Source organism: Actinokineospora alba (assembly GCF_004362515.1).
Taxonomy (GTDB): Bacteria; Actinomycetota; Actinomycetes; order Mycobacteriales; family Pseudonocardiaceae; genus Actinokineospora; species Actinokineospora alba.
Map to the genome: position 1 here is coordinate 5,641,816 of NZ_SNXU01000001.1, position 21,506 is coordinate 5,663,321.

13 protein-coding genes are annotated in these 21,506 nt (G+C 70.8%); 3 read left to right on the forward strand and 10 right to left on the reverse strand.

Translation table 11 applies throughout. The features are described 5' to 3' along the window. Window positions 1-7 precede the first annotated feature (7 nt). The 3 genes from C8E96_RS25860 to C8E96_RS25870 all read right to left on the reverse strand — a co-directional run bounded on the left by C8E96_RS25860 (window position 8) and on the right by C8E96_RS25870 (window position 10,562). Window positions 8-7,507, reverse strand: a complete 7,500-nt coding sequence (locus tag C8E96_RS25860) for a non-ribosomal peptide synthetase (RefSeq protein WP_091369425.1) — start codon at window positions 7,505-7,507, stop codon at window positions 8-10. 55 nt (window positions 7,508-7,562) lie between these two features. Beyond that, window positions 7,563-8,885 (reverse strand): serine hydrolase domain-containing protein, encoded by a 1,323-nt coding sequence (locus tag C8E96_RS25865; protein ID WP_091369429.1) that lies wholly within the window; start codon window positions 8,883-8,885, stop codon window positions 7,563-7,565. Window positions 8,886-9,575: 690 nt separating this feature from the next. Then, entirely contained in the window at window positions 9,576-10,562 is a 987-nt protein-coding gene (locus C8E96_RS25870; RefSeq protein WP_228769618.1) for a BtrH N-terminal domain-containing protein, read from the reverse strand. Window positions 10,563-10,719: 157 nt separating this feature from the next. Between C8E96_RS25870 and C8E96_RS25875 the strand changes: the two genes are divergently transcribed. Continuing rightward, window positions 10,720-11,640, forward strand: a complete 921-nt coding sequence (locus C8E96_RS25875; RefSeq protein WP_091369435.1) for a fibronectin type III domain-containing protein — start codon at window positions 10,720-10,722, stop codon at window positions 11,638-11,640. A gap of 46 nt (window positions 11,641-11,686) precedes the next feature. Here the strand turns inward: C8E96_RS25875 and C8E96_RS25880 are convergent, their stop codons facing one another. Further along, complete coding sequence (locus C8E96_RS25880) at window positions 11,687-12,295, reverse strand: hypothetical protein (protein ID WP_133794789.1); 609 nt, start codon at window positions 12,293-12,295, stop codon at window positions 11,687-11,689. A 260-nt stretch (window positions 12,296-12,555) separates the two neighbouring features. Here C8E96_RS25880 and C8E96_RS25885 point away from each other — a divergent pair, with 260 nt between their 5' ends. Next, window positions 12,556-13,533, forward strand: coding sequence for a LysR family transcriptional regulator (locus C8E96_RS25885; protein WP_091369441.1), 978 nt, complete (start codon window positions 12,556-12,558; stop codon window positions 13,531-13,533). A 167-nt stretch (window positions 13,534-13,700) separates the two neighbouring features. On the opposite strand, the gene C8E96_RS25890 is transcribed toward C8E96_RS25885, so the two are convergent. After that, window positions 13,701-13,985 carry a DUF4342 domain-containing protein gene (locus C8E96_RS25890; RefSeq protein WP_091369446.1) on the reverse strand — a complete coding sequence of 95 codons (285 nt, stop codon included), beginning with the start codon at window positions 13,983-13,985 and terminating at the stop codon, window positions 13,701-13,703. A gap of 717 nt (window positions 13,986-14,702) precedes the next feature. Between C8E96_RS25890 and C8E96_RS25895 the strand changes: the two genes are divergently transcribed. Continuing rightward, window positions 14,703-15,605 carry a LysR family transcriptional regulator gene (locus tag C8E96_RS25895; RefSeq protein ID WP_267463821.1) on the forward strand — a complete coding sequence of 301 codons (903 nt, stop codon included), beginning with the start codon at window positions 14,703-14,705 and terminating at the stop codon, window positions 15,603-15,605. 52 nt (window positions 15,606-15,657) lie between these two features. Here C8E96_RS25895 and C8E96_RS25900 read toward each other — a convergent pair whose 3' ends face one another. The 5 genes from C8E96_RS25900 to C8E96_RS25920 all read right to left on the reverse strand — a co-directional run bounded on the left by C8E96_RS25900 (window position 15,658) and on the right by C8E96_RS25920 (window position 21,502). Further along, the gene (locus tag C8E96_RS25900) at window positions 15,658-16,071 is read right to left on the reverse strand and encodes an ATP-binding protein (protein WP_091369449.1); all 414 of its coding nucleotides are present in this window, start codon (window positions 16,069-16,071) and stop codon (window positions 15,658-15,660) included. 100 nt (window positions 16,072-16,171) lie between these two features. After that, window positions 16,172-17,860, reverse strand: a complete 1,689-nt coding sequence (locus tag C8E96_RS25905) for a fatty acyl-AMP ligase (RefSeq protein ID WP_091369452.1) — start codon at window positions 17,858-17,860, stop codon at window positions 16,172-16,174. Beyond that, entirely contained in the window at window positions 17,857-20,586 is a 2,730-nt protein-coding gene (locus C8E96_RS25910; protein WP_091369454.1) for an aminotransferase class III-fold pyridoxal phosphate-dependent enzyme, read from the reverse strand. The genes C8E96_RS25905 and C8E96_RS25910 overlap by 4 nt, the downstream gene beginning before the upstream one ends. Continuing rightward, a complete protein-coding gene (locus C8E96_RS25915; RefSeq protein WP_091369457.1) occupies window positions 20,583-20,843 on the reverse strand; it encodes an acyl carrier protein in 261 nt (86 codons plus the stop codon). The genes C8E96_RS25910 and C8E96_RS25915 overlap by 4 nt, the downstream gene beginning before the upstream one ends. A 74-nt stretch (window positions 20,844-20,917) precedes the next feature. Continuing rightward, on the reverse strand, window positions 20,918-21,502 hold the full coding sequence (locus C8E96_RS25920; RefSeq protein ID WP_091369460.1) for a 4'-phosphopantetheinyl transferase superfamily protein: 585 nt from the start codon (window positions 21,500-21,502) through the stop codon (window positions 20,918-20,920). Between the last annotated feature and the right edge of the window lie 4 nt (window positions 21,503-21,506).

Below are 21,506 nucleotides of genomic sequence, written 5' to 3' on the forward strand. Positions count from 1 at the left end.
CTCGGGCTTATTCGGTGGCGTCGTCGAGCCGGGCGAGTTCTTCGAGTTCGCGCAGCACCTGGTCCTCGACCAGGGTCGCGAGCGCCCGCACGGTGCGGGCGGTGAGGACGTCGCGGGGCTTGAGGGCCACACCGAAGGCGGCGTTGGCGCGGGCGGTCACGTGCAGGCTGAGGATGGAGTCGCCGCCGAGGTCGAAGAAGCTGTCCTCGACCCCGACCCGGTCCAGGTCCAGCACCTCGGCCCAGATCTCGGCGAGCGCCTTCTCCGTCCCCGTCTCGGGCCCGGTGTCGGCGCTCACGGCGGTGAAGTCCGGGTCGGGCAGGGCGCGCCGGTCGAGCTTGCCGGACGTCGTGAGCGGCAGCCGCTCCAGCGCGACGACGGCGGAGGGCACCAGGTGTTCGGGCAGCACGCCCGCGACAGCGGCCCGGATGGCGGCGGGGTCGGCGGTCGCGGGGACGACGTAGGCGACGAGCCTGCCGTCGCGGGCGATCACCGCGGCCTCGTCGACCTCGGGCAGCGCGGACAGCGCCGACTCGACCTCGCCGGGCTCGATCCGGAAGCCGCGGATCTTGACCTGGTGGTCGGTGCGCCCCAGGTATTCCACCGCGCCGTCGCGGGTCCAGCGGACCAGGTCGCCCGTGCGGTACAGGCGCCCCGGCTCGAAGGGGTTCGCGATGAACCGCTCGGCGGTGAGGCCGGGCCGGTTCAGGTAACCCCTGGCGAGTTGGACACCCGCGAGGTGCAGCTCACCGGGCGCGCCCACCGGGACCGGGCGGAGTTCGTCGTCGAGCACGTGCAAGCGCGTGTTCCACACCGGCCTGCCGATGGGGACGGTCGGCTGACCGGGCTCGCAGTGCCAGTGGGTGACGTCGACGGACGCTTCGGTGGGCCCGTAGAGGTTGTGCAGTTCCGCCTCGCAGGCGGCGTGGAAGTCCTCGGCCAGGTCTTGCGGCAGCGCCTCCCCGCTGCACAGGACTCGGCGCAGGCTGATGCAGCCGGCGAGGTCGGCGTGGCGCAGGAACGCGCGCAGCATGGACGGGACAAAGTGGACGGTCGTCACTGACTCCGACCGAATCAGCTCGGCGAGGTAAGCCGGGTCGCGGTGCCCGTCCGGCCGGGCGACCACCAGGGTGGCGCCGACCATGAGGGGCCAGAAGAACTCCCAGACCGACACGTCGAAACTCATCGGCGTCTTCTGCAGCACCCGGTCGCCCGGCCCGAGTCGGAAGCGGTCCTGGGTCCACAGCAGCCGGTTCACGATGCCCTCGTGCGGCACCACAACACCTTTGGGCTTGCCGGTGGAGCCCGAGGTGTAGATGACGTACGCGCCGTTCGCCGGGTCGAGCTCGGGTGCGGTGGCGGGCTGGTCGGTCCCCGGAAGGTCCGTGGAATCGAGCAGCAGGACCGCGCCCGCGTCGGCCACCATGAAGTCGATCCGCTGCCGGGGCAGGTTCGGGTCGATCGGGAGGTAGGCAGCGCCGGATTTGAGCACGGCGAGCAGGGCGACGATCAGCTCGGCCGACCTGGGCAGGGCGACCGCGACGACCCGCTCCGGCCCGGCTCCCTGATCCCGCAGCCAGTTCGCGAGCCGGTCGGCGCGCGCGTGCAGTTCGGCGTAGGTCCAGCGAACGTCCTCGAACACCAAGGCTTCGCCGTCCGGGGTCTTGGCCGCCTGGTCGGAGAGCAGGGCGGTCAGGGTGGTCGCGGGGACGTCGACATCCGTCCGGTTCCACCCGTCCACCTGTTCGGGGGTGCTGAGGGCGGGCACCGCCGAGACGGGCCGGTCGGGGTCGGCGGTGAGTTCCCGCAGCAGGTGGACCAGGTGCTCGGCCAGCGCCTGGGCGGTGTCCGCGTCGAACAACCCGGGCTCGTAGCCGACCAGCAGCGACAGGCGCTCGGTCGGATAGACGGTGACGCTGAGCGGGAACGTGGTGCTCTCCACCGCGGCCAGCTCGCGCACGGGTGGGCCGCCCATCGGGTAGTTCTCGAAGATCACCGCGCTGTCGAACAGGTCGACGCCGCCGGGGACCTGGCTCCAGCCGTGCAGCTTGGTCAGCGGCGTGTGCTGGGCGGCGCGGGCCCCGGCCTGGCCGCGCTGGAGCTCCCGCAGCCAGTCGGCGACCGCCGCCGCACCGTCCACTGTGGCCACCACGGGCAGCGTGTTGACGAACATGCCGATGATCGACTCGACGTCCCGCAGGTCGGCGGGCCTGCCGGAGACCGTCGCGCCGAAGCAGACCTGGCGCTGACCGCTGTACTGGGCGAGCAACAGCGCCCACGCGCCCTGCACGACTGTGCCCGGCGTCAGCCCTTGCGCCTTGGCGAAGTCGTACAGCGCCGTGGTCTCCTGAACGGACAGGGCGACGTCGGTGCGGGCCGAGGTGGTGGGCTGGGCGACCGACGAGCGGGGGCGGTCGAAGGGCAGCGGGGTCGGCGCGGTGACCTCGGCGAGCACCGGCCGCCAGTGCTCCTCGCCGTCGTCCTGGCCCGCGATCCAGCGCGGATACTCGGCGAAGTCGGGCCGCTCGGGCAGCGGGGCGCCCGCGTGGGCGGCGGCCACGTCGGCGAGGACGCCGAACACGGACCAGCCGTCGAGCAGGACGTGGTGGAAGGTCCACAGCACCTGGACCTCGGTCGGCGAGAGCCGGGCGATGGTCAGGCGCATCAGCGGCGCACGGTCGAGATCGAACCCGGTCCTCTGGTCGGCGGCGAGCAGGGTGGCGAGGTTCGCGGCCCGGTCCTGCCCCGTCCAGTCCAGGATCGTGATGGGCACGGGCACGTGGTCGTGGACGACCAGCACAGGCTCCTCCTGCCAGAGCACTGACGAGCGCAGGATCGGCGTGCGGTCCACCACGTGCTGCCAGGCCGCGGCGAGGGCGGCCGGGTCGGGCACGTCGTCGAGGACGAAGGACGTCTGCTGGAAGTAGGCGCCGGTCCCGGACTGGGACAGGCCGTGGAACACCATGCCCGCCTGCATCGGGGTCAGCGGGAGGAGGTCGGCGACCCCGGGGACCGCCAGCCGGTCCACCGCGGCCTGGTCGAGAGCGACGAGCGGGAAGTCCGACGGGGTGCGGCCGTGGGCGTTCGCGCAGTGGCCGGTCAGGTCGCGCAGGGCGGCCAGCATCGTGTCGGCGAGGGTGGCGATGGTGTCCGCGCGGTGCAGGTTTTCGCTGAAGTACCAGGTGAAGGCGAGCCGGTCGCCCTCGATCCGGCCGACGACGTCGAGGACATGGGCGCGGGCCGCGTCCGGGTGCGCGTCGAGGTCGAGGCCGGTGGGGCCGTCGAACCGGCCGAGATAGTTGAAGCTCACGTCGGCGGCGCAGGCCAGGTCCTGGGCGCCCGCGAGATGACGGAGGGCGCCGTAGCCGATCCCGCGCCGGGGCACCGACCGCACCGTCTCCTTGACCGCTTTCAGCGCATTCCCCCAGTCCGGGCGCACCGGCAGCGCGACCGGGTAGACAGTGGTGAACCAGCCGACCGTGCGAGAGACATCGACGCCCGCGAACAGGTCTTCCCGGCCGTGGCCCTCGACGTCGACGAGCAGGCGGTCGCGGCCGGTCCACTTGCCGAGCGTCGAGGCGAGCGCGGTCAGCAGAACCTCGTCGACCCGGGTCCGGTAGGCGTCGGGCACGGTCCGGACCAAAGCGCGGGTCTCGTCCTCGGTGAGCGAGACGGTCACTTCCCGTTGTGTGGCAACGGTATTGCTGCCGTCCGTGGCACAGGGCACGCGGCCGTCGACTTGGACGGTGTGCGCCCAGTGCGCGCGCTCGTGATCGAAGCCGCCCTCGGCGGTGTGGGTGGCGAGCCGCCGCGCCCAGTCGCGGAAAGACGTGGTGCGGCCGGGCAGGCGCACGTCCAGTCCGAGGCGAGCCCGGGCGTGGGCGGTGCGCAGGTCCTCGGCGAGGACGCGCCAGGACAGGCCGTCGACCACCAGGTGGTGCGCGGCGAGCCGGACCGTGGTCTCCCCGATGGTTGTGGCGGTGAACAGCGGCCCGTGGCCGAACACCGCGCCGTCCGCGCCGACCGGGGCGTTGACCTGCTCGGTGGTGTCGGCGAACCGCATCCGCAGCGCGTCGTGGTGTTCGGTGATGGCGGCGACCGCGGCGCGCAGCGCCGCTTCGTCCACCGGTTCGCCGAGGTCCACGACGCACGACTGGTGGAACCGCTGCGGGTGCACGGTGTGCGTGTCGAGGAACCAGCGTTGGATCGGCGTGAGCGGAGCGGAGCCGGACACGGCGGCGTTGTCCGGGCGGTCCGCGAGGTCGACCGCGACGGCGTGCGGGGCGAGGGCGGCGACGGTCTGGTGGGTGAACACGTCGCGGGAAGTCACCACGACACCGGCGGCGCGGGCGGCGGCGACGACTTGGATGCTGAGGATGGAATCGCCGCCCAGGGCGAAGAAGTTGTCCCGCACGCCGACCCTGGCCGCGCCCAGGACCTTGGCGTACACCTGCGCGAGGGTCGCCTCCACGGGCGTCCGGGGTGCGAGATAGCGGGCCGGTGTGGGCCGGGCTACGCGCGGTGTCCTACCGGTGTCGGACAGGTCCACCAGTGTCTCCAGTGGACTGTCCGGCTGGTCGGCGATCGCGCGCAGCACGCGGTCGACCTCGGCGGCGATGCCCTCGATCGTGGCCAGGTCGAACAGCGCGGTGTCGTACTCGGCGGTCATGGTGAGGGCGTCGCCGCGCGGCCAGAACTCGACGGTGAGGTCGAATCGGGACGCGGGCCGGGGCAGGTCCTGCTCGGCGACCAGCAGTCCGCCCGCTTCCGTGGCGCGCAACAGCGGCTGCTGCAGGGCGACGACGGCCTGCACGAGCGGGGTGCGGCTCGCGTCGCGCTCGGGGGCGAGATGGTCCACCACCCGGTCGAAGGGCGCGTCGTCGTGGGCGAAGGCGTCCAGTGCGGTCTCGCGGACCTGGCCCAGGAACTCGCTGAACGGCGCCGACGGGTCCACAGTGGACCGAAGGACCAGGGTGTTGACGAAGAAGCCCGCCACGGTATCCAGTTCGGTGCGCGGCCTGCCCGCGCGCGCCGCGCCCACGGCGACGTCCCGGGTCCCGGCCCGCGCGGCGAGCACCAGCTGCACTGCGGCGGTGAGGGTCATGAACAGTGTCGCGTCGTGTGCGGCGCCGAGGACGGATAGGCGGCGCACGAGGTCGGCGGGCAGCTCGCGGCGCAGGACACCGCCCGAGCCGACGCGCACCGCGGGCCGCGGCCGGTCGGTGGGCAGGTCGAGCGGGACCAGGCCGTCGAGCCGCTCGCGCCAGTACGCCAGGGATTCGGTGTGGTCCGCGCGGTCGGCGGCCCAGGCGGCGAAGTCGCCATAGGTCACGGATTGGCCGGCAAGGACGGCGGGAGCGCCGCCGGTGGCCTCGCGGTAGCAGGCGAGCAGTTCGTCGATCAGCAGTGCCATCGACCAGCCGTCGGTGACGAGGTGGTGCTGGGCGAGCAGGAGGACGTGCTCGCGCGGGCCGAGGGCGAACAGGGTGGCGCGGGTGGTGGGACCGGTCCGCAGGTCGAAGGGCTCGGCCAGGTCGCGGGCGAGGTCGGCGTGGAGGTCGGTGGTGCGGACTTCCCGTAATGGCAGGGCGGGGGCGGGGGCGACGAGCTGGCATGGTTGACCGGCGATGGTGTCGATCGTGGTGCGCAGTGCGCCGTGGCGGGCGGCGAGTCGGTCGAGGGCGGTCCGCAGGGCGTGACGGTCGAGGTCGCCGGTGAGGCGGAGCGCGGCGCCGGTGTTGTTGGCGAGCCCGCCTGCGGTGATCTCGGCGAGCCATAATCGCCGCTGGGCGGGCGAGAGCGGGAGCGGCCGGTCCGACGGTGCGGGCGAGATGGGCGCGCAGTGGGCGGACGTGGCCGGGAGCAGGGCGGCGAGCGCGGCGACCGTGCGGGCGTCGAACACCGCTCGACCGGACAACTCCGCGCCGAACTCGGCGATGATTCTCGATCTCAGCCGGGACGCCAGGATGGAGTCGCCGCCCAGGGCGAAGAAGTCGTCCTCGACGCCCACCTCGGTGGCCCCGAGCACGTCGGCCCACAGACCCGCGAGCACCCGTTCCCGCTCGTCCCGCGGCGCGACATACCCCGTCGCGGCCGAGCCCACGACCGGCGCGGGCAGCGCGGCGCGGTCGAGCTTCCCGTTGGGGCTCAACGGGAACGCGTCCAGCACGACGATCGCCGCGGGCACCAGGTAGTCAGGCAGCCGGGCGGCGAGCACCGCCCGCAGGTCCGCCGGGTCGGGCCGGTCGTCGCCCGCGGGGACGACGTAGGCGACGAGCCGCTTGAGCCCGGAGTCGGTGCGCGGCACCACGACCGCCTGCCCCACCCGCGGGTCCTCGGCGAGCACGGCCTCGATCTCCCCCGGCTCGACCCGGAAGCCGCGGATCTTCACCTGGTGGTCGGCGCGCCCGACGAACTCCAAGTCGCCGCCTGCCCGCCGCCGAACGACGTCACCGGTCCGGTACCTCCGCTGTCCATCCGGGGCGGCCAGGAACCGCTGCGCGGTCAGGCCCGGCCGGTCGAGGTATCCCCTGGCCAGCCCCACGCCGGCGACATACAGCTCGCCGTGCTCGGCCGGGCGCAGGTCGTCGTCGAGCACCAGCACCTCGGTGCCCGGGATCGCGCGGCCGATGGGCGGAGCGCCCTCCCCCGGGGTCAGCGGGTCGCTCCAGGTGGAGACGACCGTGGACTCGGTGGGGCCGTAGGCGTTGACCATGCGGCGGCCCGGCGCCCAGCGGCGCACCAGGCCGGCCGTGCAGGCGTCGCCGCCCACGACCAGGGTCCGCAGGTGGGGCAGCTCCACGTCGGGCAGCGTGGCGAGCACGACCGGGGGGATCAGCGCGTGACTCACTGCGCGCGCCGCCAGCACGTCGGCGAGTTGCTCGCCCACCAGCGGCCCCGGGGGCGGCACCACCAGCGCGGCCCCACCGGCGAAGGCCATGCACAGCTCCAGGACCGAGGCGTCGAAGCTGGGTGAGGAGAACAGCAGCACCCGGTCGCCAGGGCGCACGTCGAACCGGTCGACCTCGGCGGTGGCGAAGGTGGCGAGCCCGCGATGGGTGACCACGACGCCCTTCGGCCTGCCGGTGGAGCCGGACGTGTAGATCACGTAAGCGGGCTGGTCCGGGTGCGGGCGCACCGGCACGGCGGCGGTATCGCCCGCGTCGGCCACCCACGCGGGGTCGTCGACCACGAGCAGCGGCCGCGCGTCGTCGACCATGGCCCGGATCCGGTCGGCCGGGTAGTCCGGGTCGATCGGCAGGTAGGCCGCACCCGCCTTGAGCACAGCGAGCTGCGCGACGACCATGTCGACCGACCTGGGCAGGGCGAGCGCGACCAACCGCTCCGGCCCGGCGCCGAGCGTGATCAGCTTGTGCGCCAGCCGGTCCGACCAGCTGTCGAGGGCGCGGTAGGTGACTGTGCGGTCCTCGGCCGAGAGCGCGGGTTCTTCGGCGTGGGCCCGGGCACTGTGGGCGAACAGGTCCAGCAGGGTGGTGTGCGCTGACATGGCTGGTCGAACCTTTCGCGGGCATGGCCGTTCCACCGAACGGCTCGGGAGGACCTCAGGCCGGGACGAGGGCGCGCTTGCGCGCGAGCCTGCCGCCGACCTGCAGCCAGGCGGGACTGCCCGAGCCGTCGGTCAGGATGCGGCCGACCTGGTCGGTCTCGCCGGTGTCGCAGTCGCGCATGGTGAACCGCAGGTCCGCGCCGAAGGTCAAGTCGGCGAAGGGCTCTTCGTCCACGGTCAGCCGGAGGCTTTCCGGTCCCCTGTGGACGATCGAGTAGACGGTGCCGCCGTTGTCGTAGTCGCCCTCGCAGCCCGGCGGGACCGGTGTCGGGTCACCGGTCTCGGGCATCGGGTCGTGGTCCTTCACCGGGACGCCGTACGCGGGCAGTTCGGCGGCCAGCGCCCGCCACAGCGCGAAACCCGAGCCCGCGTTGGCGGTCATCGCGACGACGGTGCCGGTGGACGGGTTCATCCGCAGGTGGCAGGACGTGCCGTCGCCGGTGCCGTCGTGGCCGATCGACGTGCTCGGGGCGGAGCCATAGGAGGCCAGGCCGAGACCCCACCCGTCAGCCATGCCGAACGGCTCGGCGCCGGGAACGGGGGTCTGCATGTCCTTGATGGACCCGGGATCGAGCAGCGCGCCGGGCTCGTGGCCGGTCAGGGCGCGGCCGATCAGGACCAGGTCCGCGGCACTGGCCGCGATCGCGCCCGCGGGCGCCTCGACGGCGCCGAGGGACTGCGCCACGGGGCGCACCACGCCCCGCGCCCGGTCGACGGTGTGCCCGCTGACGATCCCGCCCGTCCGGCGCGGCCCGACCACCAGGCGCGGGGTGATCCCCAGCGGGGTCAGCACGATCGCGGCGGCGGCTTCGGCCCAGCTCATGCCGGTGACGTCCTCGATGGCATGGCCGATCAGGAGGTATCCGAGGTTGGAATAGGAGAACGCGACGCCCGGCTCCGCGAGCGGGGCGAGGTCGGCGCCCTCCTCCGCTAACAGCCTGCGCAGGCTGGGCGCGGTCGCCCCGGCGCTGTCCGACGGCAGCCCGGAGGTGTGGCTGAGCAGATGGCGCAGGGTCAGCGCGTCGCCGAGGTCGGCGGGCAGGGTGTCGAGTCCGCCGACCTGCGCGGCCAGCGGCTCGTCGAGCTCGAGATCGCCGTCGACGGCCAGCGCCATGACGGTGGCGGCGGTGACGACCTTGGTGATGGAGCCCGTGGGCACCGCGGCGGCCGTGGTCATCGGTTCGGGTTCGCCGTGCCTGACGACGCCTGCTTCCCAGACCCAGGTGCGGTCCTCATGGTGGATCGCCAGTTGCACACCAGGCACGGCGTGCTCGCGGGTCAGCTCGGCCAGAAGGGCGTGAACCCTGGATCTGTGCATAGGTCCTCACAATCAGCGCCCGGTGGGCACGGTTGATTTCCGCCAGGACTCATAGCCCTCGCGGGGACTGTTTGAACGTGAGCGAGAAGCGGCGGCCGTCGTGAAACGTCCATCGACAGGAGCGACCTGTCAGCGCCTTCTCCAAATACCCGGCTGTAGCCGAAGCCAAACCATCGTGGCCTTTTCGGACTGAAGGCTACTACCGCCGAACGGTGGAACCCATCCAGCCGCCAGAACCCTGGCACGTCCGGAAAGAATCTTCTTGCGACTTCGTTCGAAAGTGTGCACAAAGCCGCAAGAACCGCAGGTCCAGGTGGAGATCGATCACAGGCAACGAGCTAATTCGAAACGCGATACTGTGATGCGTATCACACGTCAGCACATTCGTTTCCAACAGGCCCGGCATCGCCATTAGCAAAGCATCGCCGCAGGTCAAATCCATCCACAATGGACTACTCCGTCGAACGATGATCACCTACCCGAAAGTAGCTCACATAATCGAGTCAACCGTCGAGTGGAGCGTTTGTACGAATCCCTGCCCGCGAACGGAAGAATAAGATGACGATAATCCGCCGGCTCGGTCAGAACCGGTGATTCATAGGGCAACCATTTCGACCACGGACGTTCACACGAAAAGCGTAGTTCCCGCGCTTAAACGGGCGAAAGTTCCAGCACGTGCCGCGCGGACCTTCAGGTTCCGACCTCGGCCAGCGCACGCATCGCGTCGTGCTCCACCCGCGAAAGATCGCGGAGGAGTTCACCTGCTTGCTTGAGGTCGGTGCTGTCGCCGGTGTCGCCCGCGCCGGCGATCAGCTTGGCGACCTCGGTCCACATGGTGGCGGCCTCGCCATACATCGTGTGACCGGTGCGCAGTCGGCTGTCGTCGATCAGGTGAACGCATTCGCCGAGGAAATCGCGGTAGAGATTGCGGAACAGGGCCCCGCCGGTCCCTGCCTTCTCCATGAGGAGGGCGGCCAGTGGCAGGTCCCGCTGGGGGTTGTCGGTGCGTTCGAGCCACTTCTCCACCCGCCCGGCGGCCTTCTCGATTCCCCGGTATCCGAGATTCGCGATGGGCGGGTTGAGGAAGTCGACGGCGCAGGCATGGATCGCCCCGACGACAAGGTCCCGCGATGGAGCCAGTTCACTGGAGGCGGTGATCGTGAAGGAGCGGTTCCTCGCTGTCATCGGTCCACGCTCAGCCCTGGCTTTGGCGAGACTGGACAGACTGGTCGTCACCGCTCCACCCTGCTGGTCGGTGTCCACCAGGTACGCGCGGTCGTCGTCGTACCCGTACATGGCCACGACATGCCCGCCGAAATGCACCTTCGACCCGAAGTAGTCCAGGTGGTAGCTGTCGAGCTGCAACCCCACCGGTTTCCCCGCGTCGAGCTGGGCTCGGACGTCCTGCCACGCCTTGCGCGGGGACGCGGTCTCCCGCACCGCCAATCCCAACCCCAGTCGGCCGTCGAGGTTTCTGGTGAGTTGGAAGGGTTTGACCCGACCGCCAAGGAAGGGGAAATCCATCCCCTTCCCGTCCCAGTAGACAAAGGCCAGGCCGGAGCCGAGGCCGAACAGCATGGGCTCGGAGAGATCCAGTCCCTCATGCCGCAGCAGGACACCCAGCGCGGTGGTCTCGCAGTGCCGCATCCCCCGGGTGGAAGCACTTTCGATGATCACGTCGACCTCTCTTTGTCCTGTCGCCTTCCGCCTGGCAACACGAGCCTCTCAGGTCTCGTCGTCATCGCAGTCGCCGACGCCGGGACTCATTGAACCTTTCCGGCCGGGCGGGCGTGGTCATGGTTAGACCTGTCCTGTTCCGAGGTGGAGGTTCCCCATGCGTGCCTTGGCCGTTGTCTTCTCAGTCGTGCTGGCGCTTTTAGTCTCGGCCGCTCCGGCTGGGGCGGCCCGTGATCGCACCTCGCCCACGACCCCGACCAACCTGCGGGTCACGGCGTTGACGGACACGAGCGTGTCCCTGGCCTGGGACGCGGCGTCGACCAAGCAGTCGAACTGGTGGTACTGCGTGCAGCACAACTTCACCGGCTGCGTCCGCGTCGACCCGCCGAGCACGACGCACACCCGGCCGCTGCAGATTCCCGGCAAGACCTACACGTTCAGCGTCTACGCCGTGGACGTGAACGGGAACCGGTCGGGCAACAGCAACGCCGTCACGGTGTCCACGCCCGCGGACACCACGCCACCCAGCCCGGCCCCGGTCCTGAGCCTGGTCGCGGTCTACCCGACCCGGATCTCCCTGAGCTGGACCTCGTCGAAGGACAACGTCGGCCAGGTCTTCTACACCCTGACGAAGGACGGGGTCGCGATGAACCCCGGCGCCATCAACTACCGGCAGACCACCCTGCTCGACGTGGCCCCGGCGACGAGCCACACCTTCCAAGTCATCGCCACGGACACCTCCGGGAACGCGGTGCACAGCAACGTCTTGAGCGTGACGACGCCCCCGGCCACGGACACGGTGGCACCGACCGCGCCTGCGAACCTCACGTTGAACCCGAACAGCAGCTCCCCGGAGATCTGGCTGGACTGGACGACGTCGACCGACGACGCCGACCCGCCGGGCCTGATCCTGTACGACGTCTACCAGAACGGGGTGTTCGCCGAGCACGGCAGCATCGGCGCTGGTGAGACGATCGTGTACTGCGATTTCACCGGCCCCACGGAGGTCGTGGTGCGGGCAGTCGACACGTCCGGCAACGTGTCGGGTCCGAGCAACGCCATCACGTTCGACTGCTGAGGCGTGCCGCCGGGGGTGCGGGTGCCGCACCCCCGGCAGCGCGGATTCAGCGCGGTCCGTACATCCACGGGTTCTTGAGGTCGAAGAACTTCGGCGTGTCCGCCATCAGCGCCTGCATCTCGTCCATCTGCGCCTTCAGCTCCGGGGGCGCTTCCTTCTGTTCTCCCTTGCGCGCCTCGGCCTCGTTGGTGAAGAACATCTCCATCGCGTACCGGCCGTCCGGGAGGTTCGCGCCGATGGTGCCGAGCACGTCCGGGCGGAACTCGGCCCACTTGTCCGAGTTCTCCTTCGACAGCTCGTAGCCCCGTTTCGGGTCGGTCGCCCGCCCTTCCATGATCTGCACGAACTTGGCCTTCGTCGGGTCGCCGGGCAGGTCCTCCGTGACCTGGTCGCTGTCAAGGAACTCCGCGCCCTGGGGGAACAACTTCGAGGTCTCCTCCCACCAGGCGCCCTGCTCCGGCCGGTCGCTGTTCTGCCGGGCGTGCTCCGGCGTGTCGAACCGGACGAAGCACACGCAGGTGCCGTCGTCGGTCACGCCGCAGGTCGACCCCAGCCACCCCTCCGCTTGGGGAGCGAGGTCCCGCATCCACTTGTCCAACTGCTCGTGCATCCGGTTCGCATCGGACACCTTGCCCTGCACTACCTGCACAAACATGACGAGCCTCCCGATCTGCGCGGCCATCGGCCGTCGGTGGCCGGGCCTCCGCAGCCACCGACATTACGACCGCCGCGAGCCCACCGCCCGCCGATCATCAGACGTTCGACAGTCGGCGGCGCGCGCCACGTGGGGAGCGTTTCCGGGCCATGTCGTAGGACGCCTGCCCAGTTCACGTCGATGACGATCGGCTGACCGAGCCGTGGAATCGCCTCAACCCAAAGGTCGCTGACGCCACCCGGAGGGCATATAACTTCAGTGTGTACGAGTTGGAGTTGCGTCATCTCCGGATCATCATCGCCGTGGCTGATGCGGGCAGTCTGTCCAAGGCGGCGGTCGGGCTGGGCATCTCGCAGCCTGCCCTGACGGCCCAGATGCAGCGCCTGGAGGGCCGCGTCGGTGGGTTGTTGTTCGCGCGATCGGGCACCGGTGTCGCACCGACCGACCTCGGGTCCTACGTGTTGTCCGCGGCGCGCAGTGTGCTGGCCGATGTCGACGAGATGATGGCCGGGATCAGGCGGCTCACCCAGGCGGTCGCAGTGGCGGGGGCCATCCGGGTCGGCGGTCCGCCCGGGCTTGTCGTGCCGCTGTTCGTCGACTCCGTCGCCAAGCAGGTCGGAAGTGCCGAATCGACCATCGACATCGACACCCGCCCGACCGAGCTGATCCGCAAGGTGCTCGACGGCAAGCTCGACTTCATCGTCCTGGAGGAGATGCCCGGCTTCCGCACACCCCTTCCGCCGCCGCTGCGCAGCAGCTTGGTGCTCAGCGCGCCGATGTTCGTCGCGATCTCGGAGAACCACCGGCTTGCCGACGCGGTCGACATCGACTTGCGCGATCTCGCCGAGGAGAGCTGGGTGCTGCCCCCGGTCAGCGAGATCGCCGAGCAGTTGGCTCTGCAGCGGGCCTGCAGCCAGGCGGGGTTCTCCGCGACGATCAAGTATCAGGTGTCGGACTCGGTCACGACGAGGGAGTTGGTCCACCAAGGTGCGGTCACCCTCGCCAAGCCGATGGCCCGCGAAGGCAGCGGCGTGGTCATCCGCAACCTGAAAGGCACTCCCATCACCCAGGAGATCCTGCTGGTCTGGCACGAGGACAGTCCGCTCGTCGCCCTCGCCGAGCGTGCGCCCGCGTCCCTGCTGGCGGCCTACGCCCAACTCGTCGACACCAATCCGCTGTTCGCGAGATGGTGGGCCGAGCACCAGGCGCCCCCGCCCGCGGCGGATTCCGCACCCTAGAAATGCGTCCCCGGCGGACTCAGCCGCGGACGTGACTCGACCGTGTCTCGGGGCCGGGCGCGCCCGCGCCCGCCTGTCCTGAACACCGCGACGCCGCGGGAGCCGGACGGCTGGGACTCCAGCAGCACTCCAGACCCCGAAGACCCGGTCTCGTCACCCGCGGCTGATCACTCGGCGTCGACGACCCTCGCGGGCGGCGAGGCCTGAGGCTTGCGGTTCTCGACCTTGATTCCGCACTTGCCGACCAGCGCCACCCCGGCTCCGATCGTCGTCGCCACCGGCGCGGCCAGGGCGGCCACCATGCCGACGGCCAACGGCACGTCCAGGACCACGTCGTCATCACTGTCGCGGACGACCACCCGGCGGTTGATGCCCTCGTGGAACAGCCCCCGCACGGCGTCGACAACGGAATCGACGGCGGCGCGGGCCGCCTCGGGCTTGGCCTCGTTCATGAACCCTCCTTGTACTGCGGAACAGATCCCCTGACAGCTCCATGCTGCCCGTTCCGCGACGGCGCACCATCAGGGTTTCCCCCGGCATCCCCCTGATTCGCCCCGGCCGCCGGTCGGGGTGGCGGTCATGCCGGGCCGGTACTTCACCGCGGGCGCGCGCCCGGTGCTGCGGTACTCCCGGAATACCGGATCACCACCCAGGACCTGCCGTCCGAACAGATCCTTTCCGGTGTCGCCGACGGTGCGGCCGACCTGGCGCTGATCATGAGCTACCACGGGTCACGGCCACGGCAGTCGGATGAGCTGACCCGCGCGCCGGTCATCGAACGCGAGCCCGCGTTCGTCGCGCTCCGCGCGACAATGTGAACGTCCCCGACGCGGGCGCGGCCGTCGTCAGCCCGATCACGGTCAGCGGTGTCGGCGGCACGGCGCCTTCCACGCTCAAGGTCAGGCAGAGAATCCATTTCCTCACAGAGACAAGCGATACCGCCCGCGAGGTGTTCCCAGTGGGCGAACTGCCCTGGATCGCTGGAGATATCACCACCCGGTATATGGCCGGCCGCGGTCCAGAAGCACGTCATTTTCGCGCGTCGACAGATCGGACATGCCCCAGAGGGCATATAACTTGAGTGTGTACGAGTTGGAGTTGCGTCACCTCCGGATCATCATCGCCGTGGCTGATGCGGGCAGCCTGTCCAAGGCAGCGGTCGGCCTGGCATCTCGCAGCCTGCCCTGACCGCCCAGATGCAGCGCCTGGAGAGCCGCGTCGGTGGGATGTTATTCGCCCGATCGGGCACCGGTGTCACCCCGACCGACCTCGGGTCATACGTGTTGTCCACCGCGCGCAGTGTGCTGGCCGATGTCGACGAGATGATGGCGGGGATCAGGCGGCTCACCCAGGCGGTCGCGGTGAAAGGGGCCATCCGGGTCGGTGGTCCGCCTGGGCTTGTCGTGCCGCTGTTCGTCGACTCCGTCGCCAAGCATGTCGGGAGTGCCGAATCGACCATCGACATCGACACCCATCCGACCGAACTGATCCGCAAGGTGCTCGACGGCAAGCTGGACTTCATCGTTCTGGAGGAGATGCCGGGCTTCCGCACGCCCCTTCCGCCGCCGCTGCGCAGCAGCTTGGTGTTGAGCGCGCCGATGTTCGTCGCGGTCTCGGCGAACCACCGGCTTGCCGACTCGGTCGACATCGACTTGCGCGACCTCGCCGAGGAGAGCTGGGTGTTGCCTCCGGTGAGTGAGATCGCCGAGCAGTTGGCGCTGCAGCGGGCCTGCACTCAAGCGGGGTTCTCCGCGACGATCAAGTATCAGGTGTCGGACTCGGTCACGACGAGAGCCCTGGTCCACCAGGGCGCGGTCACCCTCGCCAAGCCGATGGCCCGCGAAGGCAGCGGCGTGGTCATCCGCAACCTCAAAGGCACTCCCATCACCCAGGAGATCCTGCTGGTCTGGCACCAGGACAGCCCGCTCGTCGGCGTCGCCGAACGTGCTCCCGCGTCCCTGCTGGCGGCCTACGCCCAACTCGTCGACACCAATCCGCTGTTCGCCCGGTGGTGGGCCGAGCACCAGGCAACCCCGCCCACGGCGGACACCGGGCGAGACTCGGCACCCTGACACCGGGTCCGCCCATAAGCCCTGCAGCGGCGCCACCGGCCACCGTGCGCGCTCAATCGTTGTCCGTACTCCGTGGGGTGGCGATGGTGTCGTCGGCTTCGTCGGGGTAGTGGAGCTCCGCCCAGACCGTTTTGCGGTCGTGGCGCCAGTCGACGCCCCACCGGTCGGCCAGGGCGCCGACGGTGAGCAGGCCTGCTCCCCGTTGCCATTCGCCGTAGTTCCGGGCGTCCTGGTCTTCGGCCGTGATCAGCATCGAAGAGTCGTGTGGACCGACCAGCACCACCCGCAACACCACGGGCGGGGTGCCGTGCTGGTGGGCGTTGACGATCAGTTCCTCGGCCACCACCATGGCGCGCAGGCGGTCCGCGGGGTCCCATTGGTCCAGCAGGCCGTCGAGCCAGTCGACACGATCGTCCTCACCGCCCGCTTCGCCCGAAACGCACCCACCCCAAGCGAAGCGGGCCACCGCGTGAGGTGATCGCGGGGTCGCCGAACCGCTGAGCCGTCCGGCTCGCGGGGGTCGGCGACCGTCTACTTGGGAGCAGTCAGGCCGACCCATATCTGCTTCACGGCCGGGTCCAGCCATCGACGAACCGCCTGCGGGTGAGCGACCGCTGGACCTTGCCGCTGGTCGTCTTCGGGATGCTGCGGCGCGGCACCATGTGGATCGCGACCGGTGGCACGCCGGTGCGGGCGCTGACAGCGGAAAGGATCGACGCCCGCAGGGTGTCGTGCTGCTCGGCGTCAAGCTCGGTCTCGACCACCAGGTGCAGTTCCTCGGAGTCACCGTCCTCGGCCAGGTACCCGACCGCGACGACACCGCCGAGGCGGACACCGGGCACCGTCTCAGCGGCCTGCTCGAAGTCCGACGGGAAGTAGTTCGCGCCGCGGATGATGACGAGGTCCTTGGCGCGGCCGGTGATCCGCAGACTGCCGTCGCGCAGGTAGCCGACGTCGCCGGTCTTCCACCAGCCCGCTCCGTCGAGCGCCTCGGCGGTCGCCTGCGGGAGGTCGAAATAGCCCACGGTGCGCGACGGCCCGCGGAACTGGATGTGGCCGATCCGATCCTCCCCCAGCTCGGTGCCCTGGTCGTCGACGATCCGGAGGTCCGTGCCCACCACCGGGGCACCGCAGTCGACCACCCGCAAGGCGTGGGGGCTGTCCGCCTCGACGTCGACCACCCGCGCGTCGGCCACTGCGGCCTGGCGGTCGATCGTGTCGTACCTCATCGGATCGGCGGGCGGCGTCATGGTGATGCCCAGCACCGCCTCCGCCATTCCGTAGCAGGGCACGACGACGTTCGGCCGCAGACCCCACTGGGTGAAGCGATCCGTGAAGCGCTGGATCGTGGTGGGGTTGACCGGCTCGGCCCCGCAGAAGACCACCCGCCACGACGACAGGTCGACTCCCGCCAGGTGCTCGTCCTTCACCCGGTCGGCCAGGTAGCCGTAGGCGAAGTTCGGCGCCGCGGCGGTCGTGCCGCGGAAGTGGCTCATCAGGTGCAGCCACTCCGCGGGCGCGCGCAGGAACCGCGTCGGTGGCATGACCACGCCGCCGCCGCCCGTGTAGAGCGGCAGCAGGAGGCCAGCGACGAGGCCCATGTCGTGGTAGAGCGGCAGCCAGCTCACGCCGATGTCCTCGGCCGACCAGCCGGTGGCCAGGGTGAGCTGTTCCAAGTGGGCGATCAGGTTGCCATGCGAGACCATGACGCCCTTGGGCGTGCCGGTCGACCCGGAGGTGAGCTGGATGAACGCCAGCTCGTCGGGCTCGGGCAGGTGGACGGGGTGGGGCGCGACCTGCGCGGCGGCGGCGCGCGCGACCATGGCGTCGCCGTCGATCAGGACGGTGTCGGCGAGGTCGCCGGTCGCCTCGATCATGGCCGCCGTCGTGACGACCGCGGCCGGCCGCAGGTAGCCGACGAGTTCTTTCAGCTGGCCGTCGAAGCCCGCGGCGGCGCCGAAGGTGGTCGGCAGCGCCACGGAGGCCGGGGCGGCGCCGCACACCTGGGCGCCGAAGAAGGCCGCCACGAACGGCCACCCCGCGGGCAGGCAGATCAGGATCCGGTCACCAGGACCGACACCGTGCTCGGCGAGGATCGCCGCGGCGCGGCCCGCGAGGTCGAATACGGCGTCATAGCGCCGCGATTCGGCCCGGGTGGGTTCGGGCACCATGGTCAGCTCCATGGTCGACCCGCTCTCGGCGCGCGCGACCAGTGCGTGCACGATGCTCTGGTGACGCGGGTGTAATGCGGTCATCGAATGCGCTCCTCGAATATGTCGCTGGACCCGTTGACGAACCACGGCCGCACAGTCACGTCGTCCGCGACGACGCGGGCCGGATGCAGGCCGTGCCGCGCGGCGAGTTCCTGGGCGGCGTGGACGCCTGCTACGGAAAGGCCGCCGTACGAGGGACTCGGGGTCCGCGGCTCGAAGCCGAGAAGAATCGTCTCGGCCATGCAGGAGTAGACGATCCCGGGCGGAAGGGTGATGCCCGGGAACCGCGGCGCCTGCCCGTCGGGAAGCTGGATCCGGCCACCGGACACCAGCGTCACGTTCGACAGGTTCGCCACCGCGGGGTGCACGTCGCCCGGCACCGCGAGGTCGCAGACGAGGACGTCCCGGTCGCCCGCGAGGTGGTTCGGCAGGATCACCGGATCGGCCGAGTTGGTCGCGCTGACAACGGTCGGGCAGTCCCGCAGGGCCGCCATTTCCTCGGCGATGGAGACCTCGGTCAGCTGCGACAGCCGCTCGGCGACGCGGGCCAGCCTGCGGCCGGACCCCGGCCTGCCGACCAGCACCAGCGCCTCGCAGTGCGGCGCGATGAGTTCGGCCATGACGGCGCCGATGTTGCCGAGGCCGCCGACGAGCCCGACTCTGCGCTCCCCCGGGCCGGCCTGGGCCAGCTGCCCGCGGACGAGGTCGTAGGCGCAGGCCGCTGTCAGCGAGTTGCCCGAGGTGACCCTGACTTCGTTCTCCACCACGTCGCGACCGGCGCCGGTGACGATCGAGGTGTAGCCGCCGAGGCCGATGACGTCGGCACCGAGCCAGAACCCGAGGTCGACCGCGTCGAGCACGGTGCGGCGCAGCCAGGCGCCGTGGCCCGCGCGCTGCCCCGCCACCGCTTGGGCCGCGGTGAACGGCACGGCCACCAGGTTGACCTCGACGGCGCGGCCGGTCTTGGAGACGATCCGCCGCTGGACGACCTCGAACGGACCCAGTTCGCCGCAGATCCGGTCGACAGCCGCTTCGCACTGGTCCTCGGACCAGCTCGCCAACTCCGGTGCCAGGGCGCGCAGGGAGGTCGCGGTGTCGAGGTTCGCGAGGAACACCACCCGGGGCACGTCCTCGTTGCGGCCGTCGCCGGGCCGCCGGTTCCCGCGCGGGTCCGGGACGTGCTGGCGCGGCCGCCAGGTGCCGGTGGGCGGCACGGTGAGGTGGTCGAGCAGCGTCGCGTAGTCGCCCTTGGCCAGCAAGCTCGCGGCGTCGTCGAACGCGGCGACGATCTGGTCGATGTCGGCGGACTCCAGCAGCGCCGAGGGCTGCACGCGCAGGGTTTTCGTCGCCGACAGGGTCGGGATGACGCGGACGCGGTGCCTGTGCAGCATCCTGCCCGCGATCAGGAAGCCCAGCGTCTCGGCGTCGAACACCTGCTTCAACAGCGCGGACCCAGGCTTGGGCAGCGTGAACTCGACACCGAGGAGCAGCCCGCGCCCGCGCACCTCCACGATGGCCTCGGGCCACCGCTGCGCGACCTCGGTGAGCCGCTCCCGCAGCTCAGTGCCGACGGCGGTGATCCGGTCCTGGTACCGCACGGCAAGGTCGAGACCGGCTAGGGCCACCCTGGCCGACAGGTCGTCGTCGGCGAAGGTCGAGGTGTGGTGGCGCCCGAACTCGGCGATGTAGCGGTTCTCGGCGACCAGCAGCGCCGAGATCTTGACCATGCCGCCGCCGAGGGATTTGGAGAGCAGGTAGTAGTCGGCGACCACACCGGAGGGCTCGGAGGCGAGGAACGTCCCTGTGCGGCCCATACCGCACTGGATCTCGTCGAACACCAGGGCCGCGTCGTGCCGGTCGGCGAGTTCGCGCAGCGCGGCGAGCGTCGCGGTGGGCACCTCGCGCACACCGGCCTCGCCCTGGATGGGCTCGACGAAGCACGCCGCGACCGGCGAGATGTGGCGGGCGGTCGACCGCGGCACGCCCGCGGCGTCGACGGTGACCGTGTCGAGGCGCACGCGCAGGGGGTCGAGCGCGGACACGACGGAGCGTGGAGTCCAGTCGTGCAGCCGGATCCGCTTGGGGCCGTGGACGTGCAGGTCCTTCGGCACGTTGGCGCCGTGGGTCAGCGCGCCCGCCGCGGAGGTCTTGCCGTGGAAGGAGTCCTTGAGCGAGACGAAGATCGGCTCGGCCTTGGCCAGCTCCGTCACGCACGCGATGGCCTCGGCCACCACGTCACCGCATGGCCGGCCCCGTGCGGGGCCGTCCGCGCAGGGCACGTCGTCGACACCGTCGCGCCGCAGCTTGCGCAGCGTCTGCTCGAATTCCTCCCGCAGCGCGCCGAGGCCGCGGCTGTGTTCGACCGACGCGTGCTTCACCGCGCCCTCGACGGCGTCGGCGCCGGTGCTGCCGAACGTGACCACGTAGCTCGCCCCGGTCGACGCGCCGACCATCGCCGAGAGCCGCTCGGCCAACTCCCCCGCCCACGGGCGGACACTTCCCTGCGCGTTGAACGGCAACCGCTCGTCGAGACTGCGCCGAGCGACGTCGACCAGCGTGGGGTGGTTGTGGCCGAACAGCGAGGCGCCCGCGCCGCCGACCAGATCCAGCACCCGCTCGCCGCTCGTCGTGCCGTCGGGATCGGTGGGGTGTTCCAGGGTCAGGTAGTCACCCTCGCCCGCCCGGTAGGTGACATCGAGGTTGAGGGCCCGGAAGAGTCGGGCGAGTTCGGGCCGGGTGTGCCGGGCGAAGCCGTTGGGAGCGCTCATTTCTCACGGTGTCCTTGTCCGACCGGAACCGTCAGCGCCGCGGTGACCGTGGCCACCACGTCCCGCAGGGTCCCCATCGATCCCGCTTGCTCGTCGCTGATGCTCACCCCGAACTCGTCCTCCAGCTCCACGATGAGGTCCACGGAGCGGACGGAGTCGAGTCCGTAGTCGACAAGCCGGCGGTCCGGGTCGAGTTCGGGCAGTTGCAGCCGCTGACGGAACAGCTTGTCAACGACATCGAAAATGTCGCGATCCATGGATTGCTTCCTCTCACCCGACTCCACGCACACTGCTTGGCCGCTATGGGCGCGACCGAACCCGACGGACCGCGTCATCGCCGTATCGCCACGGCGAGCGAGCGACGCGGCTCGGACCGGACCCACACCGGCACGGCCACACCTCGGTGGGACGCGACGAGCGTCCCGTCTACCTGGTCGAGCTCGATCCGCCAGAACAAGAACTGATCCGGCCCGCCAAGGCCGCCCCCGCCGCCGAGAGAGCAGAGAGCCTTGAAGGCCGCTTCCTTCGCCGAGAACAGGTCCCGCGCGCTGTACGCCCCGTCGGGCCGCAGCAGCGCGGCGCGCTCCCGGTCGCGCAGGACGAACCTGGCGACGCGCGGACTGATCACGGCGTCCTCGATGTCGACGCCCACCGCCTCGGCACCCGGGACGACCACCGCCACGGCAACGCTGTCCGTATGGGCGATGGCCCCGGCGAATCCCTGGGGAAACCTCGGCCTCCCATCGGGTTCACGTGGCACGACCAAGTCGGTGGACCCGGCCTCGGCCAGTGCCGCCGCGGCCGCGGCCCGCCCGGCCGCGGACTGCTCGGCGCGGCCGCGCGGTGTCCGCACCGGGTGCCACTTGACGTGCGCACCCTCCGCGACCGCGGCCGGGACCAGCTGCTCGAGCGACACGGCC